The organism is Halomonas rhizosphaerae, from assembly GCF_030012485.1.
Lineage (GTDB): Bacteria > Pseudomonadota > Gammaproteobacteria > Pseudomonadales > Halomonadaceae > Halomonas > Halomonas rhizosphaerae.
The window spans coordinates 19,738-35,515 of the sequence record NZ_JASCQQ010000003.1; the positions used below are offsets into that span (position 1 = coordinate 19,738).

The following is a 15,778-nucleotide window of genomic DNA, read 5'->3' on the forward strand; positions in this document are numbered from 1 at the left end:
CGCCCGGCCAGGCATGCATCAACTGCCTACTGTCTCGTGCCTTGACGACCTGTCACGCTGCCCTGAATGTCCTGCTGGTGTGGAGGCCACCATCCGCACCACGCTGCCCACCACGATCAGGCAGGGCGAGGGCAGCGGTTCGGCGGCAAGCCTGGCCGGCATGTCGGCGAGCTCACCGATCAGAAAGCGCTGGTCGGCCAGGCTGGCATTGGCCACCAGCATCACCGGCCAGTCGTCGGGAAGTCCCGCCCCACGCAGCCCCTCACAGATCGCCGACACCTTGCTAAGTCCCATATAGAACACCAGGGTCTCGTCCCGGCAGGCCAGCGAGGCCCAGTCGGGCTCGCCGTCTTCCCGGCAGTGCTGGGCCGTGACGAAACGCAACTGCTGGGCATGGGCGCGATCGGTGAGCGGGATGCCCATGGCGGCACAGGCCGCCGAGGCGGCGGTGATGCCGGGCACGATCTCGGCCGAGACGCCGGCCTCACCCAGGGCGGCGAGTTCCTCCCCCATGCGCCCGAACACGCCGGGGTCCCCGCCCTTGAGGCGCACCACCGACTTGCCCTGACGTGCCAGCCTGACCAATAGCTCGCCGATCTCGGCCTGGGGGACGCTATGGTGGCCGCGGGCCTTGCCCACGTCGTGGCGCTCCCGTCCGGCGGGAATCAGTGCCAGCACCTCATCCCCGACCAGGCGGTCGTAGACCACGGCATCGGCCTGGCCCAGCAGCCGGGCGGCGCGCAGCGTCAACAGGTCGGCCGCCCCGCTGCCGGCGCCCACCAGATAGACGGTTCCGCTAGGGCAATCGCCTTCCCGCGGCCCGTCCACGCGACGCGCAGCGCTGCCGAACCGCTCGGCGAGCCGGCGGCCAGTCCCCTGGGCGAGACGCGCCAGCGGCATGCACGCCCTGGTTGCCGGCTCAAGCGACATCGATGGCGTCGGGTTGCGGCTTGACGCGCGCATGGCTCCCCTCCTCTTCGGCACGTTCTTCGATCAGGGACTTGAGTTCGGGAATGCAGCTGCCGCACTGGGTGCCGCAGGCGAGACGGGCGCCCAGCGCCTCGACGCTGGTCTCCCCCTCGCGGATGGCGGCGACGATGGTCCCCTGCCCCACCTGATGACAGCTGCAGACCAATGGCCCGCTGTCGCCGGCCCCGTCATCGCAGCCGGCCAGCAGCCGACGCCTCTGCCCGGTGGACAGCGCCTCGCCGCTCGCCGCCTCGGTAAAGCGCGCATCGAGCCAGGCCAGGCCGGGCAGCTCGGCCGGCGGCCCCACCATCAGCCACCAGCGCAGACGCCCCGCCTGGAGGCCCGCCGCCCGCAGTCGGCCCTGGGCCGGGTCGTCACACCACAGCGACGCCGCCACCCCCAGCCGCCGGGCGGCCCAGGCCAGCCAGTCCCCCGCCTCGGCGCCGGCCAGCTGCCAGCGCTGCGCCCGGGCCAGGGGGATGCGCGCCCAGTAGTCGACCTCGCCGCACCAGGCCGGCTCGACGGCCAGGTCATCGGCGACCACCAGGGTCGCCTCCCACTCACAGGCCAGGGGGGCGAGGGCCACAGCGCCGTGCTTGGATTCCGGCTGGCCCGACAGCGGGTCGGCGTGTCCCTCGAGCAGGGCGCCCATGCGCGCCCGGCCGCTGAACTGGTCGGTCCAGTGGATGGGCACGAAGAGCTCGCCGCGGCGCTGGGCCCGGGAGAGGCGTACCCGGCCGAGATAGTCGCCGCCGGCGCCGACGAGCCGCGCCAGCTGCTGGTCCGCGATGCCATAGGAGGCGGCATCGTCCGGGTGCACCTCGATGAAGGGCTCGGCGCGGTGGTTCATCAGCCGCGGGGCCCGGCCGGTGCGCGTCATGGTGTGCCACTGGTCGCGCACCCGCCCGGTGTTGAGGCGCAGCGGTCGCGCCTCGCTGAGTGCCTGGGCGGGGCCGCGGGGCCGCACCGGCACCAGCCTGGCTCGCCCATCCGGGGTGGCGAAGCGACCCTCCTCGAACAGCCGGGCGGTGCCATGGGGGGCGTCGGCCGTCACCGGCCACTGGATGGGGGCCAGGGCGTCATAGGCGGCACGGTCGAGGCCGGCCAGGGTGGAGATATCGAACAGCCGGCTCCCATCGTTTTCAAAGCCCGAGAGCTGCGCGTGCTCGTCGAAGATCTCGGCGGGATGGGCGTAGGCAAAGGCCTCGCCGAACCCCAGCCGCCTGGCCACCTCGACCAGTATCCACCAGTCGTGGCGTGCCTCTCCCGGCGGCGGCAGGAGGCCGCGCTGGCGCGAGATGCAGCGTTCGGAGTTGGTCACGGTGCCATCCTTCTCGGACCAGCCGGAGGCCGGCAGCACGATATCGGCATAGGGCAGCAGGTCGGTGGCGGCCGCGCATTCGGAGACGATCACCAGCGGGCAGCGCTCGAGGGCGCGGCGCACGCGGTTGCTATCGGGCAGGCTCACCGCCGGGTTGGTGCCCATGATCCACACCGCCTGCACCTCGCCACGCTCGACCGCCTCGAAGAGCGCCAGCGCCTTGTGGCCGGGCTCCTCGGGCAGGCTCGGCACCAGTCCCGGCGTGGTCCAGAATCGCGTGACACGGTCGATGGCGCCGGGCGTGTCGTAGTCCATATGGGCGGCGAGCTGGTTGGCCAGCCCGCCCACCTCGCGCCCCCCCATGGCGTTGGGCTGGCCGGTGATCGAGAAGGGACCGGCGCCGGGCAGGCCGATCTTGCCGCCCGCCAGGTGGCAGTTGATGATGGCGTTGCCCTTGTCGGTGCCGCTGGAGGACTGGTTGATGCCCTGGGAGAAGAGCGTCACCACATGCAGCTGGGTGGTGAACCAGTAGTAGAAGGTCTCCAGCCGTTCCGGGTCGAGGTCACAGTCGGCGGCGATTCCCTCCACCGTGGTGTCCTCCTCACGCGCCGCGGCCAGCGCCTCCTCGAGGCCGGCGGCGTGGCGGTCGAGATAGACCCGGTCGAGCCTGCCGGTGTCGGCCATGCGGGCCAGCAGGCCAGTGAACAGCCGGCCGTCGCTGCCCGGCGCCAGGCCCAGGTAGAGGTCGGCGATCTCGCAGCTATCGGTGACGCGGGGGTCGATCACCACCACGCGCAGCAGCGGGTTGCGGGTCTTGGCGGCCTTGAGGCGCTGGTAGAGCACCGGGTGGTTCCAGGCCAGGTTGGACCCCACCAGCACCACCAGTTCGGCCTCTTCCAGGTCCTCGTAGCAGCACGGCACGGCGTCGGCGCCGAAGGCGCGCTTGTGGGCGGTCACCGCCGAGGCCATGCACAGCCGCGAGTTGGTGTCGAGATGCGGCGTGCCGACGAAGCCCTTGAACAGCTTGTTGGCGACGTAGTAGTCCTCGGTGAGCAGCTGTCCGGAGAGATAGGCACCGATCGCTTCCGCCCCCTGCGTCTCGCGGATGGCCGCCAGGCGAGTGGCCACGCTGTCCAGCGCGGTGTCCCAGTCGACCTCTGCGCCGTCGACCCGAGGCCGGGTCAGCCGGCCGTGATCTCCCAGCGTCTCGTGCAGTGCAGTGCCCTTGACGCACAGGCGCCCGTAGTTGGCCGGGTGCTGGGCATCGCCCTCCACGTGGATCATCTGCTCGTCGTCCACCTGGGCCAGAACGCCACAGCCGACGCCACAGTAGGGGCAGGTGGTTCGGGCCTGTTGCATGTCGACCTCCTCGAGGCTAGCCGGGAATGGGCGGCCAAACGAAGACGCCCACCGCGTCGTCCCGGAAGGGAAGGCGCAGGTGGGCGTCGTTGCCGTCTGCCGCGGGGATGACCACCTGGCCACCCCCGGTTGTTGCTTTTACCCCAAGCAAGCCATGTGCCAGGCCACGAAAACCCTCGTCATCTTGATCGGTTGCCCTGCCCGGCGGGACGCTCGCAGCGCGTCATTGGCGCCCCGCCTGCACCAGTCGCGACGCACCCGGGCAAGTGCCCGCACCACTGCAGTGCAGCATGAGACGCCCCGGGGTGTCGCCGCACCGCCAGGGCGGCTCCCCCGCCGGCAAAAGGCGAATCTGGAATGCATCTTGCTTGCAGGTGGGTCAGACGCCAAACGACGAGCGATGTCACCATGCCCCCACCCCTGAAGATCCTGCTGGTCGACGACGAACTCGTGCGCGCCGCCATGGTCGAGGAGGCCCTGGCCCAGGAAGGTCACGAAGTGGCCTGTCGGCTCCAAGGCCCGGCCAGCCTCAACGAGATGGTCGCCCGTCACCAACCCGACGTGGTGATCATCGATATGGAATCGCCCGACCGCGACACCCTCGACAGCATGGCGATACTCAACCGCGAGAACCCCCGTCCAGTGGTGTTCTTCGCCGACCAGCACGACCCCGAGACCATGCAGGCGGCGCTCGAGTCCGGGGTCAGCGCCTACGTGGTCGACGGCCTGGTCCCCGGCCGGGTCAAGGCGATCATCGAGGTCGCCATCGCCCGCTTCGACGCCTTTCAATCGATGCGCCAGGAGCTCGACAAGGTGCGCAACCAGCTCAGCGACCGCAAGCGCATCGAGCGCGCCAAGGGACTCTTGATGAAGCACCAGGACTGCGACGAGGAGCAGGCCTACCGTATGCTGCGCAAGATCGCCATGGACCGTGGCCAGCGCATCGCCAAGGTGGCCGACAGCGTCATCGATATCCTGGAGCACCTGGACAAGGGGTCATTGTCATGAGGGACACCACCATGTCGTCTGCCACGACACCGGAACTCGAGCATCTGACGCTCGGCTTCATCCCGCTGGTCGATGCGGTTCTGCTGATCGTGGCCCGGGAGCAGGGCTTCTTCACCGAGCAGGGCCTGGAGGTCACGCTGTCACGGGAGAACGCCTGGTCGACGCTGCGCGACAAGGTCGCGGCCGGCCTGCTCGACGGCGCTCACATGCTCGCGCCCCTGCCGCTCGCCATGAGCCTGGGCATGGAACGCGCCCCCTGCGACACCCTGGCACCCGCCACCCTCAGCCATAACGGCAACACCCTCGTGCTCTCCTCGCGGCTGTGTGAGCAGAGCGGTGCGGCACTGGGCGACGACCCGGCGGGCAGCGCCCGCGCCCTGGGCGAGTGGCTGGCCCGCCATCCCCACGTGGCGCGGCCCCGCCTGGCCATGGTCTACCCCTTCTCCTGCCAGCATTTCCTGCTGCGCGATTGGCTGGCCCTGGGCGGGCTCGCCGCCGATCGTGACGTCGACCTGATCGCCCTGCCACCGCCGCGCATGGTTGCCGCCCTGCGCGAGGGGCAGATCGACGGTTTCTGCGTCGGCGAACCCTGGGGCAGCCTCGCCGAGCACGAGGGGGTCGGCCGGCTGGTGGCCAGCGGCGCCCAGCTGTGGCCCGACCACCCCGAGAAGGTATTGGGCGTGACCCGCTCCTGGGCACGACGCTACCCGGCCACGCTCGGCGCCCTGCTGCGCGCGCTGAAAAACGCCGGCGACTGGCTCGCCGAGACCCCAGACCACCGTCGCCAGGCCCGAGACTGGCTGGCGCTGCCGCCTTACCTGGATCGCTCGGTCAGCCATCTCGGCAGCCTGCCCGAGGGGAAGGGCCCCATTCGCCAGCGCCTCTACGGTGGCGACCTCCTGCGCCCCGACGTCGAGGCCATGGGCCGGATCGCCGAGGCGTTGCACAGCCACCTGCACGACAGGGGGCGTTCGCTCGATGTCCGCACCCTGCACGAGTGCCACGCCGCCGTGCATTTCGATGCCGCCCTGCACCAGTGATGTGCAGCCAGGGCCCGCGCGCGGTGATCTCACCCCTCACGCAGAAACCGCCATCTTGTTGAAATACAAAGAGTAATATTACGAACCCGGCCTTCTGGCCGGGTTCTTGTTACTCCTTGAGTCATAGCGGCGATCAACGGTGATTGCCCCTCCTGGACGAAGACGTCTCAGTGCTCCCCGATGCCGGGGCAGCACCGAGGCGTCTTCTTTTTTTGTCGCACCGGAGGTGCCTGATCATGTACCCAGCCCCGCCCGAGACCGAACACCTGGTGATCATCGGCAACGGCATGGCCGGCCACCGGCTGGTCGAAGCCCTGCTCAAGCGACCGGACCGCCCGGCACGGATCACCGTAGTCGGCGACGAGGCCACCGCCGCCTACAACCGCATCCTGCTCTCGCCCTGGCTGGCCGGCGAGATGGAGCGCGAGGCCCTCATCCTGCGCAAGGCCGAGTGGTACGCCGAGCAGGGCATCGAGCTGGTGCTCGGCGAACGGGTCACGTCCATCGATCGCACGGCGCGCCGGCTGACCACCGATGCCGGTCGTGCCCTCGATTACCAGCGTCTGGTGCTGGCCACCGGCTCGCGCCCGGCCATGCCGGCGGTGCCCGGCATCGAGCTGTCGGGCGTCCACGGCTTCCGTGACCTCGACGACGCCGAGGCCCTGGCAGGCGTCGCCGAGCGTGGCGGCCGGGTCGTGGTGATCGGCGGGGGGCTGCTCGGCCTGGAAGCCGCGGAGGGACTGCGCAAACGCGGAGAGGCCGCGTGCCGCCAGGGCACGGGCAGCCTGGCGGTCAGCGTGCTGCAGCGCTCCGCGCAGCTCATGAATCGCCAGCTCGATGCCACCGCCGCCGGCCTGCTGGAGGCCGAGCTCACTCGTCGCGGCCTGGCCATCCACACCGGCGCACAGCTGGCAGCGATCGAGGGCGACCACCACGGCCGGGTAACCGGAGTGCGCCTCGCCGACGGAAAGCGTCTGGCCGCCGACGGCGTGGTGATCGCCACCGGCATAACCCCCAACGCCGAGTTGGGCCGTGAGGCTGGCCTCGCCACGCAGCGCGCCATCGAGGTGGATGGCCATCTCACCACCAGCGACTCGGCGATCCACGCCCTGGGCGAGTGCTGCCAGTTCGAGGGCACCACCTACGGGCTGGTGGAGCCGATCTGGCGCCAGGTCGAGGTGCTCGCCGAGCAGCTGGGGGCCAATCCCGCCGAGGGGGCCCGCTACGAGGAAAGGCCCAGCGCCACCAGGCTCAAGATCGGCGGCATCTCGCTGTTTGCCTTCGGCCCCATCGATCCTGACGCCGGCCACGAGGTGCTCGCCTACCACGACCCCGTGCAGGGCGACTACCGCCGACTGCTGCTGCGCGACGGCCGACTCGAGGGCGCCATCCTCTACGGCGACACCGCCATGGGCCCCTGGCTGTTCGGCCAGGCACAGGCGGGCCGCGACCTCGGCCCCTGTCGCCGGGCCCTGCTGCTCGGTGCGGCCGATGCCGACGCCCTGCTCGATGCCCACGACCTCGACACCGATTTCGACACCCAGGACCGCCCCGTCAAGGAGGCCGCATGAACACACCCAAGCAACACCTGATCATCATCGGAAACGGCATGGTCGGCCACCACCTGGTCGAGCAGCTCATCGAGCGCGGTGCCACGTCGCGCTACTCCATCACCGTCTTCGGCGAGGAACGTCATCGCGCCTACGACCGGGTCCATCTCTCGGAGTACTTCACCGGACGCGATGCCGACGACCTGGCCCTCTCCGACGTCGACTGGTATGCCGCCAACGGCATCGAGCTGCGCCTCTCGGAGGCCGTGACCGCCATCGACCGCGACGCCGGGGACGTGGTGACCGCCCAGGGCCGCACCCCCTACGACCGCCTGGTGCTGGCCACCGGCTCCTATCCCTTCGTGCCGCCGATGCCCGGCAGCGATCGTCCGGGCTGCCTGGTCTACCGCACCCTGGACGACCTGGATGCCATACGCGCCGCCGCCGAGCGCGCCTCGACCGGGGTGGTGGTGGGCGGCGGCCTGCTGGGGCTGGAGGCGGCCAATGCCCTGCGCGGCCTGAACCTGGAGACCGCCGTGGTGGAGTTCGCGCCGCGCCTGATGCCCATGCAGGTCGACGGCGAAGGGGGCGAGCTGCTGCGCGAGAAGATCGAGGCCCTGGGCGTGCAGGTCCACACCGACCGGGCCACCCAGCGCATCGAGGATGGACTGGACGCCGGCCACCGCATGGTCTTCCAGGACGACAAGGTGCTGGAGGCCGACCTGATCGTCTTTTCCGCCGGCATCCGCCCGCGTGACGAACTGGCCCGGGACAGCGCCCTGGAGATGGGCGAGCGCGGCGGCGTGGTGATCGACGACCGCTGCCTGACCAGCGACCCGGCGATCCTGGCCATCGGCGAGGTGGCGCTCTGGAACAACAGCATCTTCGGCCTGGTCGCCCCCGGCTACCAGATGGCCAAGGTGGCCGCCGACACCCTGCTCGGCAGCGAGGGCGAGAGCTTCCGCGGTGCCGACATGAGCACCAAGCTCAAGCTGCTGGGTGTCGACGTGGGGGCGATCGGCGACGCCCACGGCGACCGGACGCCTGGAGCCCGGGTGTTCCGCTACCTCGACCAGCTCAAGCAGCAGTACCGCAAGCTGGTGGTCTCCGGCGACGGCAGGCGCCTGGTCGGCGCCATGCTGGTGGGCGACAACAGCGTGTACGACACCCTGCTGCAGTACTACAGCAACGGCCTTGACCTTCCCGAGGACCCGGCCTCGCTGATCCTGCCCAGCAGCGAAGGTGCCCCGACGCTGGGACCGGATGCCCTGCCCGAGACGGCCACCCTCTGTTCCTGCCACAACGTCACCAAGGGCGATATCTGCGCCAGCATCGATGGCGGGGCCGGGGATCTCGCCGCGATCAAGGGCGAGACGAAGGCCAGCACCGGCTGCGGGGGCTGCACGGCCCTGCTCAAGAGCGTCGTGGAGCACGAACTGGAGCGACGCGGCGTGGCGGTCGACCGCTCGATCTGCGAGCACTTCGCCCATACCCGCCAGGAGCTCTTCGACATCGTCCGCGTGGAAGGCATCAAGACCTTCGGCGAGCTGATGGCGGCGCACGGCAACCCGGCGACCCATCGCCTGGGCTGCGATATCTGCAAGCCGGCGGTGGCCTCGATACTGGCCTCCTGCTTCAACGAGCCGATCACCGATGCCGCCCATATCCCGCTGCAGGACACCAACGACACCTTCATGGCCAACATGCAGAAGAACGGCACCTACTCGGTGGTGCCCAGGGTGCCCGGCGGCGAGATCACCCCGGACAAGCTGGTGGTGCTGGGCAAGGTGGCGCAGAAGTACGACCTCTACACCAAGGTCACCGGCGGACAGCGCATCGACCTGTTCGGCGCCCGCTTGGAGGATCTCCCGGAGATCTGGAGCGAACTGCTCGACGCCGGCTTCGAGACCGGCCACGCCTACGCCAAGTCGCTGCGCACGGTGAAGTCCTGCGTGGGCAGCACCTGGTGTCGCTATGGCGTGCAGGACAGCGTGGGCATGGCGATCCGGCTCGAGCATCGCTACAAGGGCCTGCGCTCGCCCCACAAGCTCAAGTTCGGCGTCTCCGGCTGCACCCGGGAGTGCGCCGAGGCCCAGGGCAAGGACATCGGCGTCATCGCCACCGAGCACGGCTGGAACCTCTACGTCTGCGGCAACGGCGGGATGCGCCCACGCCATGCCGAGCTCTTCGCCACCGACCTCGACGACGAGCGGCTGGTCCAGCTCATCGACCGCTTCCTGATGTTCTACGTGCGCACCGCCGACCGCCTGCAGCGCACCTCGGTGTGGCGCGAGAACCTGGAAGGCGGCCTGGACTACCTCAAGGAGGTGGTCATCGACGACCGCCTGGGGATAGGCGAGGCGCTGGAGCGCCAGATGCAGAGCGTCATCGACACCTACCAGTGCGAGTGGGCCAATGCCATCGACGACCCGGAGAAGATCAAGCGCTTCCGCAGCTTCGTCAACGACAGTCGCCCGGACCCGGACATCATAGTGACCGAAGAGCGCGGCCAGCTGCGCCCTGCTTGACGCGTCATCTCTCGTCGATTTCTCGCTGACTCCAAGGAAGCACTCATGAATACGGCTACCGCGACCAAGACCATGACCCAGACCTGGCAAACCCTCTGCCACCGCGCCGACCTGGTGCCCTTCTCCGGCGTCGCCGCCTGGGTGGAGACCGACGAGGGGCCCGCCCAGGTGGCCCTCTTCTACCTCCCCGGCAAGGATCCCGAACTCTACGCCCTCGACCACCACGACCCCATGGCGGGCGCCAACGTCAACGCCCGGGGGATCGTCGGCGACCTGAAGGGCCAGCCGGTCGTGGCCTCGCCGCTCTACAAGCACCACTACCGGCTGGCGGACGGCCAATGCCTGGAGAATCCCGGCCTACGCCTGCGCACCTGGGCGGTGAGCTTCAAGGGCGCTGAGGTGTGGATCGAAGCATGAAGGCAGGGCATGCAAGGCCAAACCCTTGTCGCCTTAAGGAGCTGCGTCATGCGCAAGCGTCGGTGGCCGCCCCATCAAGGCACTGATCAACAACCCACTTCCCAGACAGATACCGAGCGTTACTCATCAACGGCAAGGCAGGCGTGGACCAGGCTCCCCGGAGTACGAGTGCGTCAGACCCGACCTTCAACGGTGAAGGCCCAACATCGCGTGTTCGATCATCACTCGACGAGGTACTCCCATGGAGATCCGCAACAAGGCCAACAGGATTCGCCTGTTCACCCTCAAGACGCCACAGATGCGAGCCTTCCACTTCTCGTGGTTCGCCTTCCACCTCTGCTTCTTCGGCTGGTTCGGCATCGCCCCGCTCATGGCGGTGGTTCGTGACGATCTCGACCTGACCAAGACCCAGATCGGCAACACCATCATCGCCTCGGTGGCCATCACCATCGTGGTCAGGCTGCTGATCGGCGTGCTCTGCGACCGCATCGGGCCGCGCAAGGCCTATACCTGGCTGCTCTGCCTCGGCGCCCTGCCGGTGATGGCCATCGGCTTCGCCAACAGCTTCGAGACCTTCCTGCTCGCCCGCCTGGCGATCGGTGCCATCGGCGCCTCCTTCGTGATCACCCAGTACCACACCTCGATCATGTTCGCGCCCAACGTGGTGGGCACCGCCAACGCCACCTCGGCAGGCTGGGGCAACCTCGGCGGCGGGACCACCCAGATCCTCATGCCGCTCATCTTCTCGGGCCTGCTGATGCTGGGCGTCAACGAGGCCTTCGGCTGGCGGCTGGCCATGGTGGTCCCGGGCGTGGTGCTGTTCCTCACCGGCATCGCCTACTATCGCTTCACCCAGGATGCCCCCGACGGCAACTTCGATGAGCTGCGTGCTCGCGGCGAGCTGCCGGCGGCCAGCGGCGAGAGCAGTGCCGGCCAGACCTTCCTGGCCGCTGCCAGGGACATCCGGGTCTGGGCCCTGTTCGTGGTCTATGCCGCCTGCTTCGGAGTCGAGCTGACCATCCACAACATCGCTGCCATCTATTTCTTCGACAACTTCGACCTGACCCTGGCCACCGCCGGCATGATCGCCGGCCTCTTCGGCCTGATGAACCTCTTCGCCCGCACCCTGGGCGGCATCTTCTCGGACCTCTTCGCCCGGCAGGCCGGCCTGAAGGGGCGTGTTCGCTGGCTGTTCATCGCCATGCTCTGCGAGGGTATCGCCCTCATGTTCTTCTCGCAGATGCATGTGCTGGCAGTCGCCATCGGCATCATGCTGGTGTTCAGTCTCTTCGTGCAGATGGCGGAAGGGGCCACCTTCGGCGTGGTGCCCTTCATCAACAAGCGGGCGCTGGGCGCCGTGGCCGGGATCGTCGGTGCCGGCGGCAACGCCGGTGCGGTGGCCGCCGGCTTCCTGTTCCGCTCCGAGTCGCTCAGCTACCAGCAGGGGCTCTTCTACCTGGGCGTGGCCGTGATCATCGCCGCCCTCTGTACCCTGCTGGTGCGCTTCTCGCCGGAGGTCGAGGCCCAGGAGGCCACCGCCTACCGCGAGGCAGAGGACAATCTCGGAGGTGGCGCCCTGTCGCTGCGTTGACCCTGCCGTGTCTGCCTGTGTGATCAACACCACCGCCCGCCGGGCGGTGGTGTTGCGTTGGTACGCCATGCATGACCCAGCGGATGATTGAAGCCGTTAACGAAGGGGACTCGGGAACAGCCTGGAAGTGAAAGGCCCTTACGTTTCGGGTCCAGGGTGATTGATTAACCGGCACCCGATACGAAATGACAACACCCGAGTAGAGCCAAGAACAAAGAGGCGGCCCGCAGGCCGCCAAAGGGTCCAACCACTTGCAAACTCCAGGAATTAATCCCGCTTGCCGTCCACCAGCCGGGTGACGCCCAGCGGGTTGCCCTCCTTGAGGGCCTCGGGCAGCAAGCCTTCAGGCAGGTTCTGGTAGCACACCGGGCGCAGGAAGCGGTGGATGGCGGCACTGCCCACCGAGGTCGTGCGGCTGTCCGAGGTCGCCGGGAACGGGCCACCGTGGACCATGGCATGGCACACCTCGACACCGGTGGGCCAGCCGTTGGCTAAGACACGACCGGCCTTGCGCTCGAGTACCGGTAACAGCGTCCGGGCGGCGTCCAGGTCGCCATCGTCCATCTGCAGCGTGGCGGTGAGCTGTCCCTCCAGGTGCTCGGCCACGGCCTTGACCTGGTCGAGGTCCTCGCACTCGATCAACAGCGAGGCGGCACCGAACACCTCGGCCTGCAGGGCCGCGTTGGCCAGGAAGTCGGCGCCGCTCGTGGCGAACAACGCGGCCTGGCACTGGTGAGGGCCCTCGCTGGCCGAGCCGCGAGCGATCTCGCGAGCCTCTCCGGCCAGCTGGCTCACGCCATCGTCATAGGCGGCGTGGATGCCCGGGGTGAGCATGGTCTGGGCGGCGCTGCCCTTGACCGCTTCACCGGCGGCAGCGGTGAAGGCGTCCAGCGCCTCGCCCTTGATGGCGATCACCAGGCCCGGGTTGGTGCAGAACTGTCCGGCGCCCATGTTCAGCGAGCCGATGAAGCCCTCGGCGATCTCCTTGGCGCGTGCCTGGAGCGCCTCGGGCAGCAGGAACACCGGGTTGATGGAGCTCATCTCGGCGTAGACCGGGATCGGCTGGGGGCGGGCCTGGGCGGTGGCCATCAGCGCCAGGCCCCCGTTGCGCGAGCCGGTGAAGCCCACGGCCTGGATATGCGGATCGGCGACCAGCGCCTGGCCGATCTCCTTGCCCGAGCCGAACAGCAGCGAGAACACGCCTTCGGGAAGGCCACAGCTGCCCACGGCCTTCTGCACCGCGCGGCCGACCAGCTCGGAGGTGCCGGGGTGAGCAGAATGCGCCTTGACCACCACCGGACAGCCGGCGGCCAGCGCCGAGGCGGTATCGCCCCCCGCCACGCTGAACGCGAGCGGGAAGTTCGAGGCGCCGAACACCGCCACCGGGCCCAGGGCCACGTGGCGCTGGCGCAGGTCGACGCGGGGCATCGGCTGGCGATCCGGGAGAGCCGGGTCGATGCGCACGTCGAGCCACTCGCCGGCACGCACCACGGAGGCGAACAGGCGCAGCTGGCCGCAGGTGCGCCCGCGTTCACCCTCGATCCGTGCCCGGGGCAGGCCGGTCTCGGCCATGGCGCGCTCGACCAGCGCATCGCCCAGCGCCTCGATCTCGGCGGCGATGGTTTCCAGAAAGCTTGCCCGCTCCTCCAGCGAGGTCTCGCGGTAGGTGGTGAGGGCCTCCTCCGCGAGCTGGCAAGCTTCGGCCACCGCGTGGCGGTCCAGCCCCGGATACTCGGGGGCCAGCGCCTCCCCGGAGGCCGGGTCGATGGGGCGGATGACGGCCTGGTCGCCGGTGACGGCGCGCTGGCCGATCAGGGAAGTGCCTTGTGGGGTCATGCTGTCTCCCTTGGTTCGGTGGTTCAGCTTTCCTGGTACTGGGCGTACATGTTTCGTGACCGGTTGAGGTGCTGAAACATGGTCTCTCTTGCCGCCTCGGCATCGCGTGACAGGATTGCCTCGAGAATAAAGGCGTGTTCTTCCTGGACCCGCTCGAGGTAACGCGCCGCCGCGGCGGGATTGATGTCGATGCTCAGCAACTTGGCACGAGGAATGCTGCTGGGACTGAGCTGCTCGTAGAGCTGCGTGAAGGCCGGATTATGGGTGGCCTGGGTAATGGCATGGTGGAACTCGTAGTCCTCCACCCGCGCCTGGGATTTCTCGGCGCACGCCTTGAGAAAGGCCGCGTGCTTCTCCTCGAGCCGGCGACCGTCTGCCTCATCGTGACGCAGCGCGGCCAGCTCCGCCGCAGCAGGCTCCAGGGCCAGGCGGAGCTCGAGGACATGCAGGATATCCTCCACCGTGGTCGGGTTGATGCGCTCTGCCGGGCGAGCCTCCACGGCCTGGGAACGCAGCACCGTAGTGCCCACGCCACGCCGTGTCGCCACCAGCCCTAGCGACTTGAGGTGGGTGATCGCCTCGCGGATGACCGTGCGGCTGACGCCGAAGGAATCACACAGCTGACTTTCCGTGGGGAGTTTCTCGCCTACCTTGGCCTTTCCCTCAAGAATCAGCGCCTCGAGTTGGTCGGCGACATGGGCGGAGAGACTTCCCTGCTTGGCCACCTTGTGCACGTCCAATCGCGCGATTTCTGGCGACATTTTCGTATCCTCTGCCATGGAAAAATGCCTTTGACCAAAAGTATGACTTTTAGTCTAGCAGCCTGGCAAACCCTAGCGCACCAGTGCCGGACGCTTTGGGTCGAATTCCCAGCCGGGAATCAGGTACTGCATGGCCATGGCGTCGTTGCGCTGCGTCACATCGAGGCCCTGGTAGAGGCGATGCGCCTCCATCAGCTTTTCTTCATCCAGCTCGACACCCAGGCCTGGGGTCTTCGGCACGGTTAGCTTGCCGTCGCGAATCAGGAACGGCTCCTTAGTGATCCGCTGGCCGTCCTGCCAGATCCAGTGGGTATCGATGGCGGTGATCTCGCCAGGGCAGGCCGCGGCCACATGGGTCATCATGGCCAACGAGATGTCGAAGTGGTTGTTGCTGTGGGAGCCCCAGGTCAAGCCCCACTCATGGCACAGCTCGCCCACCGCCACGGCGCCCTGCATGGTCCAAAAGTGGCAGTCGGCCAGGGGGATATCCACGGCATTGAGCTGTACGGCGTACTGCAGCTGCTTGAAGTCGGTGGCGATCATGTTGGTCGCCGTGGGCAGACCGGTGCGCTTCTTGAACTCGGCCATGGTCTCACGGCCCGAGTAGCTCTCCTCCTGGCCGCAGGGATCCTCGGCATAGCTCAGCAGGTGCTTGATCGGTTCCAGCACCCGCACCGCCTCGTCGAGTTTCCAGGCACCGTTGGGGTCGAGGGTCAGGCGCGCCTCGGGGAAGGCCTCGTGCAGCGCGCGGATGCAGTCCGCCTCTTCCTCGCCGCGCAGCACGCCACCCTTGAGCTTGAAGTCCCTGAAGCCGTAGCGCTCAAAGGCGGCCTTGGCCAGGTTGGCCACGGCATCGGGGGTCAGGGCCTCACGGCAGCGTACCTCGTCCCAAGCATCCTGTGGGTCGCTCGCCTGAGGATAGGGCAGGTCGGTCTTGGCCGGGTCGCCAAGCAGGAACAGGTAACCCAGGGCCTCGACCTCGTCGCGCTGGCGGCCGTACTGACCGAGCAGGTCGGCCACCGGCATGCCCAGCGCCTGGCCATAGAGGTCGAACAGGGCGGATTCGATGCCGGTGATCACGTGCACCGCCACCCGCAAGTCGAAGGTCTGGCGACCTCGCTCCTCGCGGCCGTTCTGAGCCAGCCGCAGGCGTACCTGGTTGAGGGTCTGCTTGATATCGTTGACCCGCGAGCCTTCTACCAGCTCACGGCACTGCTCCAGCCCCTTGAGGATGCCGGCACTGGCCGGAATCTCGCCGACCCCCTGGTTGCCGGCATCGTCCTCGAGGATCACCACGCAGCGGATGAACCAGGGCGCATGCCCGCCGCTGAGGTTCAACAGGAAGCCATCGTATCCGGCCACGGGGACCACGCGCATGGTCTTTATCTTCGGGAGCAT

Annotated in this window: 11 protein-coding genes; 6 read left to right on the forward strand and 5 right to left on the reverse strand. The window is 68.5% G+C overall.

Features of this window, described 5'->3' with window-relative positions; all coding sequences use genetic code 11:
• Positions 1-18: 18 nt before the first annotated feature.
• Together cobA and QLQ86_RS00315 are read right to left on the reverse strand one after the other, a co-directional pair.
• A complete protein-coding gene (gene cobA, locus QLQ86_RS00310) occupies positions 19-963 on the reverse strand; it encodes a uroporphyrinogen-III C-methyltransferase (protein WP_282815576.1) in 945 nt (314 codons plus the stop codon).
• Entirely contained in the window at positions 920-3,649 is a 2,730-nt protein-coding gene (locus QLQ86_RS00315) for a nitrate reductase (RefSeq protein ID WP_282815577.1), read from the reverse strand. The genes cobA and QLQ86_RS00315 overlap by 44 nt, the downstream gene beginning before the upstream one ends.
• Positions 3,650-4,057: 408 nt before the next feature.
• Here QLQ86_RS00315 and QLQ86_RS00320 point away from each other — a divergent pair, with 408 nt between their 5' ends.
• From QLQ86_RS00320 to QLQ86_RS00345, 6 genes are all read left to right on the forward strand, one after another.
• Complete coding sequence (locus QLQ86_RS00320; RefSeq protein WP_282733991.1) at positions 4,058-4,657, forward strand: ANTAR domain-containing response regulator; 600 nt, start codon at positions 4,058-4,060, stop codon at positions 4,655-4,657.
• Positions 4,658-4,668: 11 nt separating this feature from the next.
• Positions 4,669-5,697: a CmpA/NrtA family ABC transporter substrate-binding protein gene (locus QLQ86_RS00325; protein ID WP_282815578.1), complete on the forward strand. Its 1,029-nt coding sequence runs from the start codon at positions 4,669-4,671 to the stop codon at positions 5,695-5,697.
• A gap of 236 nt (positions 5,698-5,933) precedes the next feature.
• The gene (locus QLQ86_RS00330; protein ID WP_282815579.1) at positions 5,934-7,268 is read left to right on the forward strand and encodes an NAD(P)/FAD-dependent oxidoreductase; all 1,335 of its coding nucleotides are present in this window, start codon (positions 5,934-5,936) and stop codon (positions 7,266-7,268) included.
• Positions 7,265-9,775, forward strand: a complete 2,511-nt coding sequence (gene nirB, locus QLQ86_RS00335; RefSeq protein WP_282815580.1) for a nitrite reductase large subunit NirB — start codon at positions 7,265-7,267, stop codon at positions 9,773-9,775. Before QLQ86_RS00330 ends, nirB begins: the two co-directional genes overlap by 4 nt.
• Positions 9,776-9,820: 45 nt before the next feature.
• On the forward strand, positions 9,821-10,192 hold the full coding sequence (gene nirD / locus QLQ86_RS00340) for a nitrite reductase small subunit NirD (protein WP_282733987.1): 372 nt from the start codon (positions 9,821-9,823) through the stop codon (positions 10,190-10,192).
• Between the two features lie 241 nt (positions 10,193-10,433).
• Complete coding sequence (locus QLQ86_RS00345; RefSeq protein ID WP_282815581.1) at positions 10,434-11,783, forward strand: NarK family nitrate/nitrite MFS transporter; 1,350 nt, start codon at positions 10,434-10,436, stop codon at positions 11,781-11,783.
• Between the two features lie 267 nt (positions 11,784-12,050).
• Here QLQ86_RS00345 and QLQ86_RS00350 read toward each other — a convergent pair whose 3' ends face one another.
• The 3 genes from QLQ86_RS00350 to QLQ86_RS00360 form a co-directional block, all read right to left on the reverse strand.
• Positions 12,051-13,619, reverse strand: coding sequence for an aldehyde dehydrogenase (NADP(+)) (locus tag QLQ86_RS00350; protein ID WP_282815582.1), 1,569 nt, complete (start codon positions 13,617-13,619; stop codon positions 12,051-12,053).
• Positions 13,620-13,642: 23 nt separating this feature from the next.
• Complete coding sequence (locus QLQ86_RS00355; protein WP_282733984.1) at positions 13,643-14,380, reverse strand: FadR/GntR family transcriptional regulator; 738 nt, start codon at positions 14,378-14,380, stop codon at positions 13,643-13,645.
• Positions 14,381-14,452: 72 nt separating this feature from the next.
• Entirely contained in the window at positions 14,453-15,778 is a 1,326-nt protein-coding gene (locus QLQ86_RS00360; RefSeq protein WP_282815583.1) for an enolase C-terminal domain-like protein, read from the reverse strand.

What these genes read in the sequence shown, in the direction of transcription:
- cobA (WP_282815576.1), bottom strand. Translation starts at nt 963, where the DNA reads ATGCGCGCGTCAAGCCGCAACCCGACGCCATCGATGTCGCTTGAGCCG.
- QLQ86_RS00315 (WP_282815577.1), bottom strand. Translation starts at nt 3,649, where the DNA reads ATGCAACAGGCCCGAACCACCTGCCCCTACTGTGGCGTCGGCTGTGGC.
- QLQ86_RS00320 (WP_282733991.1), top strand. Translation starts at nt 4,058, where the DNA reads ATGCCCCCACCCCTGAAGATCCTGCTGGTCGACGACGAACTCGTGCGC.
- QLQ86_RS00325 (WP_282815578.1), top strand. Translation starts at nt 4,669, where the DNA reads ATGTCGTCTGCCACGACACCGGAACTCGAGCATCTGACGCTCGGCTTC.
- QLQ86_RS00330 (WP_282815579.1), top strand. Translation starts at nt 5,934, where the DNA reads ATGTACCCAGCCCCGCCCGAGACCGAACACCTGGTGATCATCGGCAAC.
- nirB (WP_282815580.1), top strand. Translation starts at nt 7,265, where the DNA reads ATGAACACACCCAAGCAACACCTGATCATCATCGGAAACGGCATGGTC.
- nirD (WP_282733987.1), top strand. Translation starts at nt 9,821, where the DNA reads ATGAATACGGCTACCGCGACCAAGACCATGACCCAGACCTGGCAAACC.
- QLQ86_RS00345 (WP_282815581.1), top strand. Translation starts at nt 10,434, where the DNA reads ATGGAGATCCGCAACAAGGCCAACAGGATTCGCCTGTTCACCCTCAAG.
- QLQ86_RS00350 (WP_282815582.1), bottom strand. Translation starts at nt 13,619, where the DNA reads ATGACCCCACAAGGCACTTCCCTGATCGGCCAGCGCGCCGTCACCGGC.
- QLQ86_RS00355 (WP_282733984.1), bottom strand. Translation starts at nt 14,380, where the DNA reads ATGTCGCCAGAAATCGCGCGATTGGACGTGCACAAGGTGGCCAAGCAG.
- QLQ86_RS00360 (WP_282815583.1), bottom strand. Translation starts at nt 15,778, where the DNA reads ATGCTCCCGAAGATAAAGACCATGCGCGTGGTCCCCGTGGCCGGATAC.